This window comes from Streptomyces olivaceoviridis (assembly GCF_014650115.1).
In the GTDB taxonomy this organism is placed as follows: Bacteria; Actinomycetota; Actinomycetes; order Streptomycetales; family Streptomycetaceae; genus Streptomyces; species Streptomyces olivaceoviridis.
Genome location: NZ_BMUI01000014.1, coordinates 86869 through 107170, shown reverse-complemented (window position 1 = coordinate 107170; position 20302 = coordinate 86869). Strand labels below are relative to the sequence as shown.

Here is a 20302-nt window from a genome sequence, read left to right as displayed (position 1 = left end):
GCGGCGGTGAGCCGACGGCGCTCGGTGCCGGACAGCGCCCCGGACGCCGTACGCCCGCCTCCGCGTGTGCGCCCTCATCCGGTCAGCCGCCGTGTGTGCCCCCATCCGGTCAGCCGCCGTGTGTGCCCCCATCCGGTCAGACGCCGTGGGCGTCCCCTGCCGGCACCGGCTCGTGCGGTGGCCCGGTCCGTGTCCGCGCGCGCGGCACTCACGCGGCACCGGAGCCGGACGGTCGCCGGTAACTCCGGTCCGCGGCGGAGGAGTTCGGCGGCGAGGGCGGCAGCTTCAGCGGATTCCGAGGCAACCCGGGGGCCACCCTTCCCTGTTCACCTGTCGGGACACATGTCCCCGCCCCTCGACCACGGGGCGCCGACAGGAGGATTGCAGTGACACGACACAGAACAGCGGCGCTGTTACTGGGCGTCGGCACGCTGACGGGAGCGCTCGTCGCTCCGGCCGGCGCGACGCCCACGGACGCCGCCGCCCGGCCGGGCACACCCGCCGCCGGGCCGGTCGAACAGGTCACCCTGATCACGGGGGACATCGTCCGCTACCGCCGCACGGGCGACACCGTACGGGTCGTGAGCGCCACGGCCGGCACGGAACGGCGCCAGACGGCGTTCGCGAACTACACCGAGGGTGGCCACACCTATGTCGTGCCCCGGGACGCCTGGGGTGCGATGGCGCGCGGCGAGGTGGACAAGGCGCTGTTCGACATCACCGAACTCGCGCGGCAGCACCTCGACGACCGGCACACCCATGACATCAAGGTGATCGTCGCCGGACGACCGGGCACCGCCCCGAAGACGGTGACGCCCTCCACCGCCAGGGTCACCCACACCCTGCCCCGGCTGGGCATACGAGCGCTGAGCACCGGCAAGCCGCACGCGACCGCCCTGTGGCGGTCCCTGACCGGTGAGCGGGCCGGCGCGGCCGGCACCGGCCGGGCCGCCCCGGCGCACGGCACGAAGATCTGGCTGGACGGCGTCGTACGGTCCACCCTGGACGTGAGTGTGCCGCTGGTCGGCGCGCCCACCGCCTGGGAGCACGGCCATACCGGCGAGGGCGTCAAGGTCGCCGTGCTCGACACCGGCATCTCCTCCACCCATCCGGATCTGAAGGGGAAGGTCGACGCGGCGGAGAACTTCTCCAGCGCGGCCGACACCGACGACCACGCGGGCCACGGCACCCATGTGGCGTCCACCATCACCGGCAGCGGCGCCGCCTCCGGCGGCCGGTACCGGGGGGTGGCCCCCGGGGTGAGGCTGCTCAACGGCAAGGTCCTCGACGACGAGGGCAGCGGCACGGACTCCGGCGTCCTGGCCGGCATGGAGTGGGCCGTCCAGCAGGGTGCCGACGTGATCAGCATGAGCCTGGGCGGCGACGCCCCGAGCGACGGCACCGACCTGCTGTCCACCTCGGTGAACAGGCTCTCGGCCGCGTCGGGCGCGTTGTTCGTGGTGGCCGCCGGCAACGCCGGCCAGCCGCGCAGCGTGACGGCGCCCGGAGCCGCGGACGCGGCGCTGACCGTGGCGAGCACCACCAAGCAGGACACCCTCAGCCGGTTCTCCAGCCGGGGGCCGCGCGCGGGGGACTTCGGACTGAAACCGGAGATCTCGGCGCCCGGCGAGAACATCGTCGCCGCCCGCGCGCCGGGGGCGTTCCCGGACGCGCCGGGTGACGCCGACTACGTGTCGCTGTCGGGGACGTCGATGGCCACCCCGCACGTCGCGGGCGCCGCGGCGATCATCGCCGGCGAACACCCCGACTGGACCGGCCGGCAGATCAAGGCCGCGCTCACGGGGTCGGCGACCGTGCTGAAGGACGTCGACGTGTTCGGCAACGGCGCGGGCCGGCTGGACGTGGCCCGGGCCGACGCGCAGTCCGTGCGCGCCGTCACCCCGTCGCTCGGCCTGGGCCGCATCCCGTGGCCCCACGACCCGGCGCAGCCCACTACCGGCCGGGTGACCTACGCCAACGACGGCGACGCTCCGGTCACCCTCGGCCTGAGCCTGTCCGTGACCGACGAGCGGGGACGGCCCGCGCCCGACGGCTTGTTCTCCGCCGAGCCCTCCGTCACGGTTCCGGCGCACGGGACGGCCACCGCCACCGTGCGGCTCGCGGCCGGCCCCGACTCCGTCGGCTCCTACGAGGGGCGGCTGACGGCCACCGCCGGGGACGCCCGGGTGGTCACCCCGGTCACCGCCCAGGTCCGGGAACTCCTCCGCACGGTGACGGTCCGCGTACGCAACCACGCGGGGGAGGCGCTGGGCCTCGACGACGCCTGGGTCGCGCTCCAGAACGAGACCACGGGCGCCGTCTACCCCGCCGACTCGGGTGACGAGAACGGCCTGCGGGCAGAGGTGCCCGACGGGGACTACCGCGTCCTGGGGCTCGGCACGGTCTCCGGCCTGCTGCATGTGACGATCACCTACTACCTCCAGGGCGGACTGCACGTCGACGGCGACCGCACCCTCGCCCTCGACGGGACCAAGGCCCAGCCGGTCACGGCCGACCTGGACGATCCCGCCGCGCGCCCGGATCTCTACTCGGCCCACGTCACCCTCTCGTCCGCCGTCACCACCGGCGACGGCACTGACGGCATCGCCCTGGAAAGCAACTACACACCCCGCTACGTGCTGTCCGACAAGGCCGTCCCCGGAACGGCGCTCTCGTACGGCGCGGCCTGGGCCCCACCGCAGAACCAGGTGACGACGGTCGGCGAGCACCCGTTCGAGGTCAGCTATGTGGAGGACCCCCAGTCCGCCGGTTACGAGGGCGACATCACCGCGGACCTGGTCGACATCGACGAGGAGACCGACCCGGACCAGGTCGGAGACGTCCGGGGCAAGGTGGTGCTCGTCGCGCCGGAGCACTACTCGCCGGATCCCGTCGGCACGCCGACGCAGGAGCAGTTCGCCACCCTGGTGACGGGGCTGAAGGCCAAGGGCGCCGCGCTGGTCCTCACCTACGACTACATCGCGCGCCTCACGGAGGTGCCGATCCTGCAACTGCTGCGGTACGAGGACGTCGAGGGGCTGCGGGAGCGGCTGGCGGCCGGTGCGCGGCAGGTGCACGTGGTCGGCACACCCGCCACCCACACGCAGTACAACCTGTTCGGCTCGGTGGGCCTGGACCTGCCCGAGGGCCAGGCCTGGCACTTCCGGCGCGCCGCGCTCGCCCGGACGAAGGCCGTCTACCGCAACCCGGCGGGGGGTCGGCACGTCATCGTGCAGGGCGTGCTCTACAACGACCCGGTATCGGGCCTGTCGGGCGTGACGGAGCAGCGGCTGGCCGTCCCGCAGACGCGCGTCGAGTACTTCACGCCCGGGGTGTCCTGGAGCGTGGACTCCGGCGCCGGGCTGAACGCCGACTGGACGTACGGGGCGTCGGAGCGGACCGCGTGGACCACCTACCGCACCGACCGGCGCACCTCGGCCGCGTGGGGCACGGCGCCCTTCGCGCCGCGGCTGCCGAAGCCGCTGACCAGTGACGCGGACGGCCTGCCGGCACCCGCGGCCTACCGGTCCGGCGACCGGCTCGTGACCGCGATCCCGGTGTTCAACGACGCCGATCCGAACCACACGACCGCGGCCGGTACGGACATCGACGGCCAGGTCCTGGAGAAGGGCACGACCGAACTGTTCCGGGACCGGACGAAGGTGGACGGCAGCGACACACCGGGAGCGGGGGCTTTCGACCTGCCGTCGGCCGCGGGCACCTACCGGCTGGTCGTCAGGGCCACCCGCCCGTCCGTGCTCTCCCCGAAGGTGCGTTCGGAGTGGACCTTCACCACCGGCCGTACCGAGGACTCGGTCCGCACCCCGGTGGACCTGCTGGACCTCGGGTTCGCCCTGCCGCTCGACGGGCACAACACCGCCTCGGCCGGCAAGGAGTTCACCGGTTCGGTCACGGTACGGCACCAGCCGGGCGCTTCCGGCACGTCCCCGGTCCGCAAGGTCACCGTCGACGTGTCGTACGACGACGGCAGGACCTGGAGCCCGGCGGCGGTCACGTCCGCCGGCCGGGGCCACTGGTCGCTGGTGATACCCGCCGGCGGGCAGCCGGGCGGCCACGTGTCCCTGCGGGCGAGCGCCGTCGACCGCGCGGGTGACCGGGTCCGGCAGACCGTCACGCGGGCCTACGGGCTGCGCTGAGCCGGTCATCGGGTGTCCGCCACCGGGATCGCCGGTGGCGGGCACCCGTGTCGTGACTGATCACAAAAAAGGAGCGCTCGCGTTGCGCGAGCGCTCACCGACAACCAGTCCAGGGGAACGCGGGTGAGGAGGGCGGTTCCATCGGGCCGACAGGTCCGGCGGGCCGCCGGGCGGCCCGCCGGAGGAGGGGGTCAGCCGTGGATGCTGACCAGGGTGCCGGTACCGTCCTGGTAACCGACGTAGGCGGTAGCCGGAGCGGAGGTGTCCACACCGGACCACGTACCGGTGACGGGGAAGGGGACGCCCGGCTTCGTCGCAGGACGCTCGGGAGACACGCTGAAGGTGCCGGTCGTCGGCGCGTCCGTGCCCACCACGTTCGCCTGAAGGGTGAACTTGATGTCGGACGAGAACGGCGCCCCCTCGTACCAGGCCGACATGACGGTCACCGCGTACTTGCCCGGCTTCAGCGTCCCCAGGCTGACGTGCGCCTGGTGTTCGTACTCGCTCAGCTGGCCGCTCGTGGCGGGCGAACCGTCCTCCCGCAGGGGCGTGACCATCAGGTACAGCTTGTCGTCGGGGTTGTCCCCGACGGCGAAGAACTCACCGGCCTTGCTTCCCTGCGGCACCGTGAGGACGAAGTCCTGTGCGTTGCCCGTCTCGTCGGACATCTCACCGCGTACGGGGGCGCCCGCCACGGGGGCGTAGGCGGTGAGCTTCAGCTTCTCGGTTCCCGGGGTCACGGAGTACGAGACGCTTCCCGCGCTCCCGCTGCCTTCCAGCCGGCCGGGGGCCAGCAAGCTCTGCGGTGTCACCACGATCGGGCTGCGTACTGACACGTGCCCGCTGCCCGCCCAGGTCAGGGAACCCGTGACGGGGACATCGGAGACCGCTGTGGTGCGCGTCAGCTTGATGCTGACCTTCGCGGTCTGTCCGGTACGGGTGAAGCGCAGGGTCGAGGGCTTCACCTCGGCCTGGAAACCGGGCAGCTCGACCGACGCCCGGTACACACCCGGCCTGACCGCGGTCAGCGTGCGGGTGAGGGTACGCGAACCGAGCAGTCGGTCCACGGAGATGGAGGGGTAGTTCAGATTGCTGGGTTCGATGGGAGCCACGCCGGTACCGGTGTCGATCCCGAGGCCCTCCTCGTAGGCGAGCCAGTCCCGGTTCGACGAGTCGTAGACCAGGCCGGGGTTGAGCATCGCGGCGGGGTCGACCTCACCGGAACCCTGCGCGTACACGTCGGTGTTGGTGCCGCCCGACGCGGTCTTGGTGTCCACGGCGGTCGTCATCAGGGCCGACTTGACCGCCATCGGGGACCACTTGGGATGCACGCCGAAGTAGAGGGCCGCGAGGCCGGACACCTGCGGCGCGGCCATCGACGTTCCCGACATGAAGTCGAAGTCGTGCCCCTGGTTGCTGGGCGGCGCGACGGCCGCGAGCACGGCCACGCCCGGTGCGGCGAGGTCCGGTTTGATCAGCGCGCCCTTGTTCTCCTCCGAGGGTCCCCTGGAGGAGAACGGAGCGATCTGCGGGTACGGCGTCCCGGTGGAACCTCCCGGCTCCAGTGAGACGGTGGCGCCCGGCGCCGCCGCGTAGCCGCGGACCGTCGTGGCCGCCGTTCCGTTCAGGTGCACGGTCGGCACCAGGTGGATGTCGCCGTCCGTGTCCTGGTCGCTGGTGTTCACCAGGACCATGCCGACGCCCCCGGCCCGCGCGACCTCGGCGGACTTGCTCACCCGGGTGTTGACCCCCCGGTCGCACACCACGATCTTCCCGGCCGTCTTCGCCGGGTCGAGCGTCCCGTCCTGGCACAGCTTCGCCGTCGTCTCCGTCGCCGAGGCGGCCCGCACGTCGGTGGACAACACCAGCGGTTTCGGCCCGACTTCCGTGTCCACGGTGACGCTGGCCCCGACGAAGGTCCGGCCGTCGCCCAGCTTCACCGTGGCCTCCGGGGTCGCCATGGTGCTGGCCGCGACGGTGGTGGTCCACGGGGCGGTGTTGTCCATCCACGACCTCGACGGGCCGTTGTTGCCCGCGGACGTCGACACGAACACGCCGGCCTGTGCCGCCGCCCGGAATGCCTGCTGGACGGGATTGTCGAGCGGGGTCTCCAGGAGCGCCCCCGCGGAGTAGTTGATGACGTCGACGCCGTCCGCCACCGCCTGGTTGATCGCCGCGACGATGTCGGAGTCGGCGCCGCCCTTGTCCTTCCACAGCGCCTTGTACACGGCGACCGCGGCGCCCGGTGCCACTCCGGAGATCTTCCCGAAGTCCTTCCCCTGCACGGTCACCCGGACGTTCGCGTTGCCCGCGGCGGTGGACGCGGTGTGGGTACCGTGGCCCTCGCCGTCGCGCGGTGACACGTAGTCGTCCCGCTGCTCCGGGGGCGTCTCGGCGAGATAGGCGTCGCCGAAGTACCGGGCGCCGACGAGCTTGGTGTTGCAGGCGGCGGCGGTGAACTGATCACCGGTCTGGCAGACGCCGGTGAAGGTGCCTCCGTCGGCCTTCTTCATCGTTATCACGTCGCCCTTGCGGTAAGGGCGGTAGGGGTCCTTGGCCGTGGGGGGCGCGGTGCCCAGCGCGGGGGCGGCGAACGACGCGCTCTCGGGCCAGACGCCGGTGTCGATGACACCGACCACCACGCCCTTGCCCGAGTTCGCGGTGCCGCCGAGCCTCGACCACACACCGTGCGGCCCCGACAGGCCCATGAGGTCGGTGGACCGGGAGTCGTCCGTCGGCTTGTTCCATCCGTCCGGGCTGACCTTGAGGACGCCCGGCTGCCGGCTCAGAAGCGCCGCCTGAACGGCCGTCAGTTTCGCGGTGAAGCCGTTGGTCACCACCGTGTAGCGCCCCCGGACCTTGGCGCCGACCGAGGCGGCGACCTCGCTCTGCCGGTCCTGGAGGTAGTCCCGGTAGCGGTGCGCGGCGGCGCTGGAGGTGTCGACCCTGGCGCCCGGCTTCGGTGCGGTGCCCGCGAGGCCGGCCACGCCACCCTGGTAGAGAGCGACGGGCGCGTCGGAGAGGGTCACGATGTAACGGCCGGCCGGGAGGTGCCCGGAGCGGGGGACGGGTGTCAGCGGGTCACCGGCGGCCTGCGCCGGTATGCCGGTACAGACGGCGGCCAGGGAGACGGCCAGAGCCGCCGCGCCACAGGCGAAGGTCGTTCTTCGGAGCGTGGAACTCACACGTTCCTCCACGGGGAGTGGGCCGAGCGGATGGTGTCTCCAGCACCTTCGGACTGGTGCTGCGCGTGCGGGGGTGGGGAGTTGACGACGGCGGGAGCCGGACACTGAAGCAACCTCGTCGCCCCAGCGAGAAAGTGAACGCTGTTCCTTGGAGAGGTGTCCAGATACTCTGTTGGCACATTTGGACGGATGGCCAACCGCGCCAGGAATGTCACACACCGATCCGACGGAGGTATGCATACGTGCTGTCGGTCCTGGGCATAGCCGAGCCCGATGAAGAGGTGTACCGGTGCTTCGTGGACCACGGTCAGGCGACCGTCGAGGAGGTCTGCGCGTCCCTGGGTGTTCCGGAGCAGCACGTCGTGCGGTGTGTCGCCCGCCTGCGGGACCTCGGGCTCCTGCACGTGACCGGCCTCAGCCGCTACCAGGCGACGAACCCGCAGACCGCGATGCTTCCCCTGCTGGCCAGACGGCAGTGGGAGACGGAGATGGCGCTGGCCTCGGCACGCGCGGAGATCGACCGGATCGCCGAGCGCTACCGTGAGGGGCGGCTGCGGTCCGATCCGCGCAACCTGGTGGAGGTCCTCTCGGACCGCAGGCTGATCCTGGAACGGGTCGAGGAGCTGAGCAACTCCGCGGCCTCCCACATGTGGGCCCTGGACCGGCCGCCCTACGTGGGCCGCCCGGACGGCCGGCTCCACAGCAACGAGGACGAGTTCGGCCTCACCAAGGGGTGGCTCGAACGGGGCATCGACGTGCGGTCGATCTACTGTCCGCAGTCCATGGAACGGCCCGGACGGTTCGCGATGCTGCTGAGGCTCGCCGAACTGGGCGAGCGTTCACGGATGCTGCCGTCCTTGCCGTTCAAGCTCCACATCATCGACCGGCGGGTCGCGCTGGTCCCCCTGTCGGGGCCGGTCTACGACGACCTCGTCGTGATCCACCCCTCCGCCATGCTCGACGCCCTGATGGAGTTGTACGAGGCCTACTGGATCCGCGCCGAGCCGATCACCGGGCCGGCGCCCGCCGGGGACGACGGCCTCGACGAGGACGATGTCCTGCTGCTCCGCATGCTCAAGGCCGGCCTGAAGGACCAGGCCATCGCCCGCCAGCTGGGGTGCAGTACCCGTACCGCCACCCGGCGCGTCGCGGCCGTCCTGGCCAGGCTGGGCGCCGACACCCGTTTCCAGGCAGGGGCCACGGCCGCGGCACGCGGACTGATCTGACCGCCGCGCGCCCCGCACCCGTCCCGGCGAAGGGCGGGATCACGGACAAACGCGCAGGTCACCGCATGGCACCGGCTGGTGACGCCGAGCGAGGCAGGTAGGCGGATTACGCCCACGCGCTCCTACAATGGCCGGGCACGGTGGGAGATACGCATGGCACGGTTGCGCGAGGCCGGGGCCGGAGGAAGGCGGTGGCCGGTGGCGCACGCCGACGTGCCGAGGATCGGCCACACCGAGCTCCTGGTGGGACGCGAGCGCGATCTGGACCACCTCTCCGAGATGCTGGAGCGGCATGCGAGCGGTGTCCTGCTGCTGTCCGGGGAGCCCGGGGTCGGCAAGTCGGCCCTGCTGGACGCCATGGCGCGGGCCGCCGGCCGGCGGGGGACCCGCGTCCTGCGGGCGGCCGGCGCCGAGTTCGAGGCCGACGTCGGCTATGCGGCGCTCAACCAGATCCTGCTGCCGTTGCACGGCCTGCTCGAACGGCTCGACTCCCCCAGCCGCGAGGCCATGCGGATCGCCCTGGGATTCGGCGCCGGCCCGCTCCCCGAGCGCATGGTCGTCTGCAACGCCGCGCTGGCCCTGCTGCGGTCGGCGGCCCAGGACACTCCCGTCCTGCTGATCGTGGACGACCTGCCCTGGGTGGACCGGGCGAGCGCCGCGGTCTTCGGCTTCCTCGCCCGACGGCTGTCCGGCACCCCCATCCGTTTCCTCGCGGCCTCCCGGACGGGCGTGCCCAGCTTCTTCGACGGCGGCGGACTGCCCGCCCACCAGTTGCCCGCCCTGGACGCGGACGCCGCCGCCCGCCTGGTCGACCTGCGCTTCCCGGACCTGGCGCACCCGGTGCGCCGACGACTGCTGGACACCGCCCAGGGCAACCCGCTGGCCCTGCTCGAACTCCCCGACGCGCTGGGCGCGGACCAGCGCCGGGCCCGGGAGGTGCTGCCGCCCGTCCTGCCGCTGGGCGAGCGCCTCCAGTCCGTGTTCGTCTCCCGGGTGCGCTCCCTGCCCGCCACGACCCGCACCCTGCTGCTGCTCGCCACCCTGGACGGCACCGGCGACCTCGGTGTGCTGTCCGCCGCAGCACGGGAGAGCGACGCCGACGCGGACCTGCACGACCTGGACCCGGCCGAGCGGGACGGGCTGGTACGCGTGGCCGAGGCACCGCGCCGCCTGGTGTTCAGGCATCCCCTGATCATGTCGGCCGTGGTGGCGGCGGCCACCAGCAGCGCCCGCCGCGCGGCGCACCGTGCCCTGGCGCGGGTGCTGGCCGGCAAGCCGGAGCGACGGGCCTGGCACCTCGGAGAGGCGACCCTTCAGCCCGACGAGGAGGTGGCCCTGCTGCTGGAGCGCACCGCCCGGCGCATCCTGGACCGCGGGGACGCGGTGGCGGCGATCGCCGCCCTCACCCGGTCCGCCGACCTCAGCCCGCTGGACACCGACCGCGCGCGCCGCCTGTCGGAGGCCGCCTACGTGGGCGCCGAGGCGATCGGCGCGCTGAGCAGCGCCTCGGCCCTGCTGGAGGACGCCTCCCGGGCGGATCCCGGACACGGCGCGTCCCTGCGCTCCGCGACCGCCGCCGTCCAGCTCGTGCTGAACAGCGACGGCGACCTCACGACGGCCCACCGGCTGCTGGTCGGCGCCATCGAGGAGGGCGGCCACGGCTACGACGCCGAGGATCCCGCGCTCGTCGACGCACTGCACTTCCTGCTCCTGCTGTGCAACTACGGCGCGCGTGCGGACCTGTGGACGCCGTACTACACGGCCGTCTCCCGGCTGCGCCCCACTCCCCCGCGGCTGCTGTCCGTGGCCGCGCGGACATGGGGTGACCCGGCCCACGCGGACGCGGAGACGCTGCGGGAGCTGGACGAGATCATCGAGGGCACGACGCGGGAGACCGACCCGGCGCGGGTCGTCCGGGTGGGCACCGCCGCGGTGTACCCGGACCGGCTGGCGGCGGTGCGGGACGCGGCCTGGCGGCTGGTCAGGCAGGGACGCGAGGGAGGTCCGGTACGGCGGCACATCGGCGCCCTGCTGCACCTGTGCCTGGACGACTACCACCGCGGCGAGTGGGCCGAGGTCCTTCAGCTGTCGGAGGAGGGCCTGGCCCTGTGCGCCAGCTCGGGGTACGTCGTCTGCACCTGGTTCTTCCAGTACACCAAGGGGCTCGTCACCGCGTCGCGGGGCGACACCGGGACCGCGCACGCGCTCGCCGAGGCGATGACGAACTGGGCGGCGCCGCGCGGCATCCGGGAGGCCGTCCACTGCGCGCTGCACGTGCACGCGCTCGCGGACATCGCCGACGGTGACTTCGACGGGGCGTTCGCGCGCGTCAACGCCATCAGCCCGGCCGGGAGCTTCCCGCCGTACGTCGCCCACGCGGCATGGGTGTTCTTCGAACTGGTGGAAGCGGCCGTGCGCACCGACCGGCGGGCGCAGGCGGTCGCGCATGTGCGGGCGCTGCGCGAGACGAACGTCGCCGGGCTCTCGCCACGGCTCGCCATGCTGGCCACCGGCGCCGAGGCGCTCGTCGCGGAGGACGACGCGGAGGCGGCCCGGCTGTTCGCCGCGGCGCTGGCCGTCCCGGACGCGGAGCGGTGGCCCTTCGCCCTGGCCAGGGTGCGTCTCGCCCAGGGCGAGCGGTTGCGCAGGTCCCGGGCGCTGTCCGGCTCCAAGGCTCCGCTGACGGCCGCGCTGGAGACCTTCCGGCAGCTGCGCTCCACGGCCTGGACGGAGCGGGCGCGCAAGGAACTGCGGGCGGCCGGACGGGTGGTGGGCGGCCCCGGCGGCAGGGACGTGACGGCGCTCACCCCGCAGGAACGCGAGATCGCGGAGCTGGCCGCGACCGGGCTGACGAACAAGCAGATCGCCGAGCGGCTGTTCCTCTCGCACCGTACCGTCGGCGCACACCTGTACCAGATCTACCCGAAGCTCGGCATCGCCTCCCGGGTGGCGCTGCGGGACGCCCTGCGCCCACCGGACACGGACTGACGGGCCTCGGGGCGGGCGGACCGGGCGCCGGCTGCGCCCCACCCGGCCGGACGCGCCGCCGGGCAGCGGAGCCACCCCGCCCGGCCGGCGCCGCCCGCCACGGTGTCACCGTGCCTCATCCTTCCCCGCCCGGCAGCGCCGCGAGCGCTGCCTCGGGCAGGTCCTGCGGGAGGAGGGTGGTGAGCGCCTCCAGGTCGGGTGCGGGCAGGGACGCCAGCCGGCCCGCCTGCCGGGTCATCATGGTCTCCAGCAGTTGGCGGGCGAGGCGCGCGTTGCCGAAGCTCTTGGTGCGCGGCAGGCCGTCGAGGTGGAGGCGCAGGGCCTCCCTGGTCTGCGGCGCGCACACGTATCCCGCCGTCGACGCCTGCTCCTCCATGATCGACAGCAGCTCGTCGGTGGAGTAGTCCTCGAAGGTGACGTGCCGGGAGAAGCGGGAGGCCAGACCCGGGTTGGACTCCAGGAACCGGTCCATCTCCGCCGGGTAGCCGGCGACGATCACCACGACCTCGTCGCGCCGGTCCTCCATCAGCTTCAGCAAGGTGTCCACGGCCTCACGGCCGAAGTCCTGCGGCGAGTTCTCGGGCGTCAGCGTGTACGCCTCGTCGATGAAGAGGACACCGCCGACGGCCTCCTCGAACTTCTCGGTGGTGAGCTGCGCGGTGTGACCGATGTAGCGTCCGACCAGGTCGGCCCTGGCGACCTCGACGAGCTGGCCCTGCGGGAGCACTCCGAAGGACTTGAGCAGGTCGGCGTAGAGCCGGGCCACGGTGGTCTTGCCGGTGCCGGGCGGGCCGGAGAACACCGCGTGGTGGCTGACCGAGGGGGTCGGCAGTCCCAGCGCGGCACGCTGCTGGTAGTTGGTGAGCAGGTTCACGATGCCGCCGACCTCGCGCTTGACCGCCCCCAGACCGGTCATCGCGCGCAGCCGGGCCAGCACGTCGGACTCGCCGGGCTCCTTCTTCTTGACCTCCGTGCGCAGTTCCTCGGCGAGGTCGGCGCCGACGTCCTCGGGCAGCATCAGCATCAGGTCCGCCTCGCTGGCCTCGGGCAGGGTGGCCAGCCGCAGCGACTGCCGGTCGACCATCTCCTCGAAGACCTGGCGGGCGGCCCGGCCGTTGCCGAAGGTCGCGTCCCGTCGCATCCGGGAGAACCGCAGCCCCAGCGCCTGCCTGGTCAGCGGGTCCAGTACGTAGCGGTGGCCCGCGCACATGGACTCGGCGATGGTGACGAGTTCGTCCACCGAGTAGTTCTCGAACTCGATGGTCCGGGTGAAACGCGAGGCCAGGCCGGGGTTGGCGGCGAGGAAGTCCTCCATCTCCCGGGGATAGCCCGCGACGATCACGACGGTGTCGTCGCGGTGGTCCTCGATCAGCTTCACCAGGGTGTCGATGGCCTCCTGGCCGAAGTCGACGCTGGAACCCTTGCTGTCGGACAGCAGGGTGTAGGCCTCGTCGATGAACAGGACACCGCCCTGCGCCTGTTCGAACACCTCGGTGGTCTTGATCGCGGTGCCGCCGATCACCTGGGCGACCAGGTCGGCGCGGGCCACCTCGACGATATGGCCGGACGACAGCATCCCGAGGCTCGCCAGGATGCCGCCGTAGAGCCGGGCCACCGTGGTCTTGCCGGTGCCGGGCGGGCCCGCGAAGACCAGGTGACGGCTCATCGGCGGGGCGGGAATGCCCAGTTGGGCCCGTCGCTGGGCGAGCTTGCCCAGGCTGACGAGCATGTTGACCTGCTCCTTGACATTGGTGAGACCGACGAGGTCGTTCAACTCGGCGACCAGGGCGTTCTCCGGCGCCCCGCCCTCCGTGCCGCCGGCGGCACCGGTCCCGGCCTGCTCGGGTACGACCGGATCGGCGGCCGGGTCGGTGCCCTCGTCCGGCGACTTGTTGTCGACGCTGGTGAGACCGGAGAGCGTGAACTCGCCCCGGGACGGCGCGCGTTTGATGCCGGCGCCACGGTTGGAGCGTACGGTGCAGTCGGTGACCTCGACGGAGCGGTCGGTGTCGATCCGGATGCCGTCCCCGGCGTTCCCGCTGAACTCACAGGACTTCAGCGCCACCCGGCCGCCCGAGCCGACGAGGGCACCGTGGCCGCCGCTGCCCAGCACCCGGGTGCGGACGAGCGACAGGTCGCCGTCCTCCTCGACCGCGGCTCCCGAGGCGGAGCAGCCGGAGATCTCGCAGTCCCGCAGCGTGACCCGCCCGTTGCCGCCGACACAGACCCCGGACCGGCCCGCACCGCGCAGGGCGGAGGTTCCCACGTGCGGATTGCCGCCGCCCTCGACGCGCACGGCGTGTCCGGCGCAGTCGCCCACCTCGCAGTCCTCGAACCGGCCGCGGCTGTTCCCGGCGACCAGGATGCCCGCGCCGCGCGCCTCCGTGATCCGGGCCCGGCGCAGCAGCGGATTGGCCCCGGTCGACAGCGACACCCCGTTCCCGCCGGCCCGTACGACGTCCAGCTGGTCGAACTCCGCGGCGGACTCGCCCTCCAGCAGCACGCCCACCGTCTTGCTGTTCGTCACCCGGGTCCCGGTCAGGGACGGGGTGCTGGACTCGTCGACGTACACGGCGGCCTCTTCGGCTGCGTCGAACGCGCAGTTCACGTAGTAGCCGCGGGAGCGGCCGGTGACGTACAGGCCACTGCCCCGGGTGCGGGCGGTCTCGCAGTACGACAGCTGCGGGTCGGAACGCTCCGCGACCACGAAGCCGTGACTGCTGGAGTCGTACACCTGGACGTGGGACAGCTCGGTGCGCACGGAGCTCGCGAGATGCACGCCCACCGAGCACTCGCGCAGCGTCGTGCGCACCACCCGCAGCGACGTACCGCCCTCCAGAGCGAGTCCGGGCTTCTCCACGGCGGTGATCTCGCAGTCCTCCACGACGCCCCGGGACTGGCCGTTGGCCAGCACGCCGTTGCCGCGCGCGTCCCGGATACGGCAGTTGCGCACGTCGGCGCGGCCCTGCTCGCTGATCACCACACCGGAGGTGCCCAGGTTCTCGATCAGGCAGTCCGCGATGACGCTGCCGGTCGTGCCGGCCTCCACCACGCCCGCTCCGACGGGGTTGGTGATCCGGCAGGACCGTATGGCGAGGGAGCCGCTGCCGCGGCTGAGCAGGGCCGTCCAGCCCGCTCCGAGGACCTCGCAGCCGTCCAGGGCGACCTGGCCGCGGACCGCGTCGATCACCGGCAGCTCGCCCGCGCCTCCCCGCAGGAGCAGGTCGGTCAGCATCACGGCGTCGGCGGCCAGCGTGACGGCGGCGCCCTTGTCCGGGGCGATCTCGACGCTGCCGCGCGGGCCGTCGGCGACGATGGTCACCCGGTTGTTCACCACCAGGGTCTCCCGGTAGCTGCCCGGCCGGACGCTGATGACGGCTCCCGGCCGGGCGTTGGCGAGTGCCGCGCCGATGGTGGTGTGGTCGCACCCGTTCTCCTGGCCGACGGTGATCAGATGGCGGGCCACGCCTGCTCCTTCGTGTTCGCGGTGTTCGCGGTGGGCTCAGTGCTGGGTGCCGGCGGCCCAGAGGGTCTGATCGCCGGAGCTCAGGATCGTGACGTTGCCGTCGTTCTGGATGACCAGCTTGGCGCCGGTGTGGCCGCCCGTCCGTGAGGACCACAGGGTGTGCTGGTAGGCGGACCGGACGACGAGTTCGCCGTCCGCCTTGAAGGTGGCGTAGTTGTTCTGCCCGGTGGTGCCCGACGACCAGCGGACGGTGCCGTTCTCGTCGGAGATGACGAGGTCGCCGCCGGCACGCATGGTGATGCGCATCCGGTCGGAGTGCACCGACTCGCCCGAGCGCAGGGTCAGCGTCGAGGTGAAGACCTTGGTGCTCCACTGCGGTGCGGGGGCCGCCTGGGCCGGAGCGGGTGACGGGTCGGCGGCCTGGTCGGAGGGGGTGTCGGCCGAGGTGCCGGCCGCCTGGGCGGACGTCGCCTGCTGGCGGTCGGACGCCGGGGTGGTGTCCGCGGCCTTGGTGTCCGTCGTGTCGGCGGCCGTGGTGTCGGCGGCCGTGGTGTCGGAGGGCTTTGTGTCCGTGGGCTTGGTGTCCGTCGCGCCGGTGTCGGTGGGCTTGGTGTCCGTGGGCTTGGTGTCCGTCGCGCCGGTGTCCGCGGGCTTGGTGTCCGTCGCGCCGGTGTCCGCGGGCTTCGTGTCCGAGGGCTTGGTGTCCGCGGCCTTCGTGTCGGTCGCCGTCGTGTCCGTGGGCTTTGTGTCCGCGGCCTTGGTGTCCGTCGCGCCGGTGTCCGCGGGCTTGGTGTCCGCGGCCTTCGTGTCCGCGGCATTCGTCGTGGTGGCGGCACCGGTGGATGCCGTCGAGGCGGCCCGCGCGGCAACGGCCGTACCGGCCGCGCTGCCGGACTTCACGGTGGTGCCGGTGGCCGCCGTGCCCGCGGTTCGGGCCGCCGCCGTCGTGGTCGCGGCCTTGGCGGGAGCATCGGCGGCGGTCGTCCGCGCCGGTTTGGAGTCCGTCGCGGCGGGCTTGGACGCGCCGGTGCCGTGGGCGGCGGCGTTCTTCGAGGACGCGGCGACCACCGCGGGACCCGGTGCGTCGGCGTCGTGCCCCGGCCGCGCGGCGGCCACCGGGGTGCCGGTGGAGGGCGCGGACGCATGGGCGCCGGAAGTGTCCGCCGTCAGCACGCCCGGCACCACCGGGGACTGCGCCGTCGGCGAGTCACCCGCAGCGGAGGTGTCCGTCGAGCCGTGCCAGGCACCGGCATCGGGGTCCAGCAGGTTGTCCGCGGACGTCGTCCCCCCACCGGTACCCGGGTCCTGCAACGGCACCTGGCTGGGATAGGCGTCGGGGTGCCGGTCGGGGGTGCCCCCGGACCCCACCGCCACCGGGTCCGCCTGCCCGAGACCCTCGTACGTCGTCGTGTGGCCCTTGTCGTTGGACGTCATGAACGGGGTGGCCGCGACGACCGCTCCGGCCAGGGCGGCGGCGACCAGGAACGGCCGCTCGGCCACCTTCGACGTCAGCCGGCCACCGCCCGCACGGCGCGGCGGCGAGCCCGCCGGGGCGGTCGCCGCAGCGTCGGTGCCGGTGGCCGCTGCCTCCTGGCCGGCCTCCTCCGTGCCGCGCGGGCGCCAGGCGGCCGGGTCCGTCTCGGGCTCGTCCTGCGCCGTGCGGGACGCGGCCAGCGTCGAGGCCAGGGACCGCAGCGTGCTCTCGTCCTGTCCGGCACCCAGCGGATCCGCCGGTGCGAGGGGGCTCATGCTCGCTCCGTCGGGCATGGGCAGCGCCGCGGCGCGACGGATCCGCCGGTCGGCGGACGCACTGCCGCTCGTGGCGATCGGTTCGGCGGCGGAGCTCGGCGTTCTGGGGGTCATGACGCTCCTCGGGGCGGGACGCTGGAGGTAGGGGCTGGTCGGGACTGACTGCTGTCTGCGGGACGGGTCGCCTGGCCACCCGTGTCGGGGACGGGCGACGTCCCGGGGGGCGGGGCGGGTGGACCGGTGTACCGCTCGGGTGCCGCGGAGGGGAGGTCGAGTACGGTCCGCAGCCGGTTGAGGAGAGCCGCGTCCAGGTGCGGCAGCGAGGCGTGCGCCTGCCGCGGCACTTCTTGCAGGAGCCCGACGGTGGCCGGGCCACGGCGGGCGACCCCCAGGACGCGGAAGCGTGATTCCCGGGCGAAGAGGACGTCCTGGCCGTCGTCGCCGGCGCGGGTGCCGCTACGGCGCCCGGTGACCGACCAGATGAGGAGGTGATCGGTGGACGGCCCCGGGTAGGTACGCCCGACCGAGACCGCGCGGACCGGCAGGTTCCCCTCCCACTCGTCGCCTACGGCCTCCGGAGTGAGGCGCGCGACGAACTCCTCGGCGGTGCTCACCGCGGCGCCCCGGTACGAGGGCAGTCGGCGCATACCGGACCGCAGACAGCGCAGCAGGGTCCGGCTCTGGTCGTCGTCCTGCGCGAGCGCGGCGCGCAGTTGCGCGTCGTCCACCGCCGTCATGTAGACGTGCACCGCGACCAGTTCCGCGATCATGGCGTCCGACTGCTCACGCGAGGAAGCGGGGAACAGGCGTTCGACGATCTGTGAGGCGGCCGTGCGGTGCTGCTTCCAGAAGGGGCCGAGATAGGCGCGGAGCTTCTTGTGGTCGCTGTCCGGGGCGCCGCGCTCCGGTGACGTGTCCGGCGCACCGGCACGGCCGGTCGCACGACGCGACGGCTCGGAGGGGGAACCGACGCCCGCGGACGGGGGCTGCGGCGCCGACGGCGCACCCGGGTTCTCCCGCACCTGAGGCGGTACGACGGTCTCCCGCGCCGGCGCGCCTACGGCGGGCGGCGCGGAAGGCGTGCCCGGGGTGGGCGCAGGAGGCGCGCCCAAGGTGGGCGCAGGAGGCGCGCCTACCGCAGGCGCGGAAGGCGTATCCACGGCCGGCGCCGGAGGCGTGCCCACGGCAGGCACGGAAGGGGTGTCCACGGCAGGCACGGAAGGGATGCCCAAGAGGGGCGCGGAAGGCGTGCCCACGGCAGGCGCGGAGGGTGCGCTCGCCTGTGCCGGGGGCGTGTTCGGCGGCTTCCCGGGCGTGCCGGTGGCGGACGCGGGGACATCCCCCGCCCCCGCCGCCGTCGTCGTACGCGGAGCGGGCGGCGCCGAGGGGGCGGGCGCCGCGGTGGCGCCGGCCGACGCCGCGGAAGCACCGGCGGGCTCCGGGGAGGAGCCGGACGGCGGACGGCCGGTGGCCGACGGCTGCGTCTGCTCCTGCGGACGCACCCGTGCCTGTGCCGGGGACGGCCCGGAGGCGTGCGCCGCGCTCGTGGACTCGGTCTGCGTGGGAAGCTCTCGTGGAACCACCGGCGTCTCGGTCCGGCTGCCGCGCTCGGGGGACGCGGACCCGTCGGCACGGAAGACCTCGCTGGTTTCCTCGGTCTCTTCAGACTCCTCGGCCTCTTCGGCCTCTTCAGACTCCTGCGTCTCTTCGGTCTCTTCGGTCTCTTGGATCTCTTGGATCTCTTGGATCTCTTGGATCTCTTGGATCTCGTCCGTCTCGGGGGCCTCTTCCTCCCGCTCCGGACCGGAAGTCAGGCCGGCGGACAGGAAGGGCTCGGCGGTGGACGGCACGGACGCCGCCGCCCCTTCGGCATCGGCCTCCTCCCGTGCCTGGGGCATCAGGGAGAAGTTGTGCCGGACCGTCAGCCGCCGCAGGTGCTCCATGCCCTTGCTGCCGAGGACACCGTGGACATGGACGACGGCCCGTTCCCGCACGTCGGGGTCGAGCTCCCCGAACAGGCGGTCGAGGCTCGGCCACAGCGCGTCGTCGAGGGCCCGGCGTGGGGCACCGAGCTCGATGGCCACGGTGTCGGCGTCCGCCGTACGGGTCACCGCGGTGAGCGGGGGCTCGCTGCTGCGCGGGCCGGCCCACAGACCGGCGGGGGTGAGCGCCACCTTCCAGGTCGGGTCGAAGGGCAGGGCGTCGGGCCGGGCGCCCTTGAGCAGCGGGGCCGGGCTGTGCCAGGAACTGACCCGGGCGCGCCCCCCGCGGCCGTCCGCCGCCGGCGCGCAGGTGAGCGTCTGCGCGAACGGCCGCCAGGCAGGCGTGCCGTCGGCGTCGACCATGTACAGCTCCGTCGTTGCCCCGCCCGCCTCGTCGGTCTCCGGGTCGTCACCGTCGACCACCACGGGTATCCCGTTGGCCACGTGCACGTCGGTGCCGAGCAGGTCCGCCACCTCCTGCCCGGTCTCCAGCAGGGAGCGCCCGTCCAGGGACAGCAGCCGGATGTCCTTGCGCACCCGTCCCGGCAGCGCGGCGATCACGGTCGCCAGTCCCGCGGCGGGCACGTCCACCGCGTCGACGAGCAGGTGCGGCCGGTCGGGGTCCGGAGGCACGGCGTACGGCAGGGTGTGCACGGCGGCGGGGGCCACGCCCGCGTGCCGGATCAGCAGGCCGGCCGGTACCGGCTCGACGACGTGGTCGGCGACCAGGTTCCGGTCCGTCCGCCGCAGCCCGGCCTCCCAGTCGGGGATGGGCAGCCGGCTGCCGACGGGCCGCGGTACCTCGCGGAAGGAGAAGTGCCACCAGCCGCCGGGGGCGTCGGGAAGGTCGGGTGAGAAGAGCGTGCCGTCCGGGACGACGACCGCGGGCCCGGCGGTCGCCAGTACGTCGAGTTCCCACCGCTCACAGATGAGCCTGGCCGTGGAGGGGCGGCCTTCCGCCTCGTCGGCTCCCGCCGACATCACCAGCCGCAGCAGACGTACGTCGTCGTCCTTGAACCGCTGGAGCACCGGGGCGAGCAGGTCGCACAACCCCTCGACACCGTCCTGGCCGAGGGAGGCGCCGACGAGCACCGCGGCCTCCTCGGGGCGGGCGGGCCCGAGCCAGTCGGCGATGTCCGCCAGCCGCCGTGGCGGTGTGCTGCCCGTGTGCACCAGGTGCACACGTTCACCGGCGCGCGACACTGTCAGGCGGGGGGCCGGGTGCCGGTCGGCCTGCCCGCCTCGCCGACCGGTGCCGCGCCGGATCATCACACACTCCTCACGAGGACGGCGGTCACGCGATCCTCACAGTCCGCGGTCACATCCGGCAGGGGTGGCATCGCAGCCGCCCGGCGCGGGAAGTGACCCGTCGATGACGGCCGGCCGGTGCCGAGCCGAAACCGAATGAAAACAACGGTGTTCTACGGTTCGCCCCTTGCGAGGCCACATACGGCTGGTCGGCGTCGGCCCACTGCCACACGTGTTTCTCATGCGCAGCTTACCCGCTGTCGGCAACCGCCGAGCCAGGGCACCATGTCCGGGGCACGAA

Annotated in this window: 7 protein-coding genes; 3 read left to right on the top strand and 4 right to left on the bottom strand. The window is 73.3% G+C overall.

Annotation, left to right across the window (positions count from 1 at the left end; genetic code table 11):
- The first annotated feature begins 386 nt into the window (after window positions 1-386).
- The gene (locus IE273_RS25185; protein WP_189817446.1) at window positions 387-4157 is read left to right on the top strand and encodes a S8 family serine peptidase; all 3771 of its coding nucleotides are present in this window, start codon (window positions 387-389) and stop codon (window positions 4155-4157) included.
- A 191-nt stretch (window positions 4158-4348) separates the two neighbouring features.
- Here the strand turns inward: IE273_RS25185 and IE273_RS25180 are convergent, their stop codons facing one another.
- The gene (locus IE273_RS25180) at window positions 4349-7342 is read right to left on the bottom strand and encodes a S8 family peptidase (RefSeq protein ID WP_189817445.1); all 2994 of its coding nucleotides are present in this window, start codon (window positions 7340-7342) and stop codon (window positions 4349-4351) included.
- 242 nt (window positions 7343-7584) lie between these two features.
- On the opposite strand from IE273_RS25180, the gene IE273_RS25175 reads away from it, so the two are divergent.
- Complete coding sequence (locus tag IE273_RS25175; RefSeq protein ID WP_189817444.1) at window positions 7585-8568, top strand: helix-turn-helix domain-containing protein; 984 nt, start codon at window positions 7585-7587, stop codon at window positions 8566-8568.
- A 198-nt stretch (window positions 8569-8766) separates the two neighbouring features.
- Window positions 8767-11556 (top strand): AAA family ATPase, encoded by a 2790-nt coding sequence (locus IE273_RS25170; protein ID WP_189817539.1) that lies wholly within the window; start codon window positions 8767-8769, stop codon window positions 11554-11556.
- Between the two features lie 115 nt (window positions 11557-11671).
- On the opposite strand, the gene IE273_RS25165 is transcribed toward IE273_RS25170, so the two are convergent.
- From IE273_RS25165 to IE273_RS25155, 3 genes are read right to left on the bottom strand one after another with little or no spacing between them, the layout of a single operon-like run.
- On the bottom strand, window positions 11672-15022 hold the full coding sequence (locus IE273_RS25165; protein WP_189817443.1) for a right-handed parallel beta-helix repeat-containing protein: 3351 nt from the start codon (window positions 15020-15022) through the stop codon (window positions 11672-11674).
- A 36-nt stretch (window positions 15023-15058) separates the two neighbouring features.
- The gene (locus IE273_RS43760; protein WP_229887497.1) at window positions 15059-16885 is read right to left on the bottom strand and encodes a hypothetical protein; all 1827 of its coding nucleotides are present in this window, start codon (window positions 16883-16885) and stop codon (window positions 15059-15061) included.
- A complete protein-coding gene (locus IE273_RS25155; protein WP_189817442.1) occupies window positions 16882-19935 on the bottom strand; it encodes a hypothetical protein in 3054 nt (1017 codons plus the stop codon). The genes IE273_RS43760 and IE273_RS25155 overlap by 4 nt, the downstream gene beginning before the upstream one ends.
- Between the last annotated feature and the right edge of the window lie 367 nt (window positions 19936-20302).

Coding starts and splice junctions, on each gene's coding strand:
- IE273_RS43760 (WP_229887497.1), bottom strand. CDS start 16,885: ATGACCCCCAGAACGCCGAGCTCCGCCGCCGAACCGATCGCCACGAGC.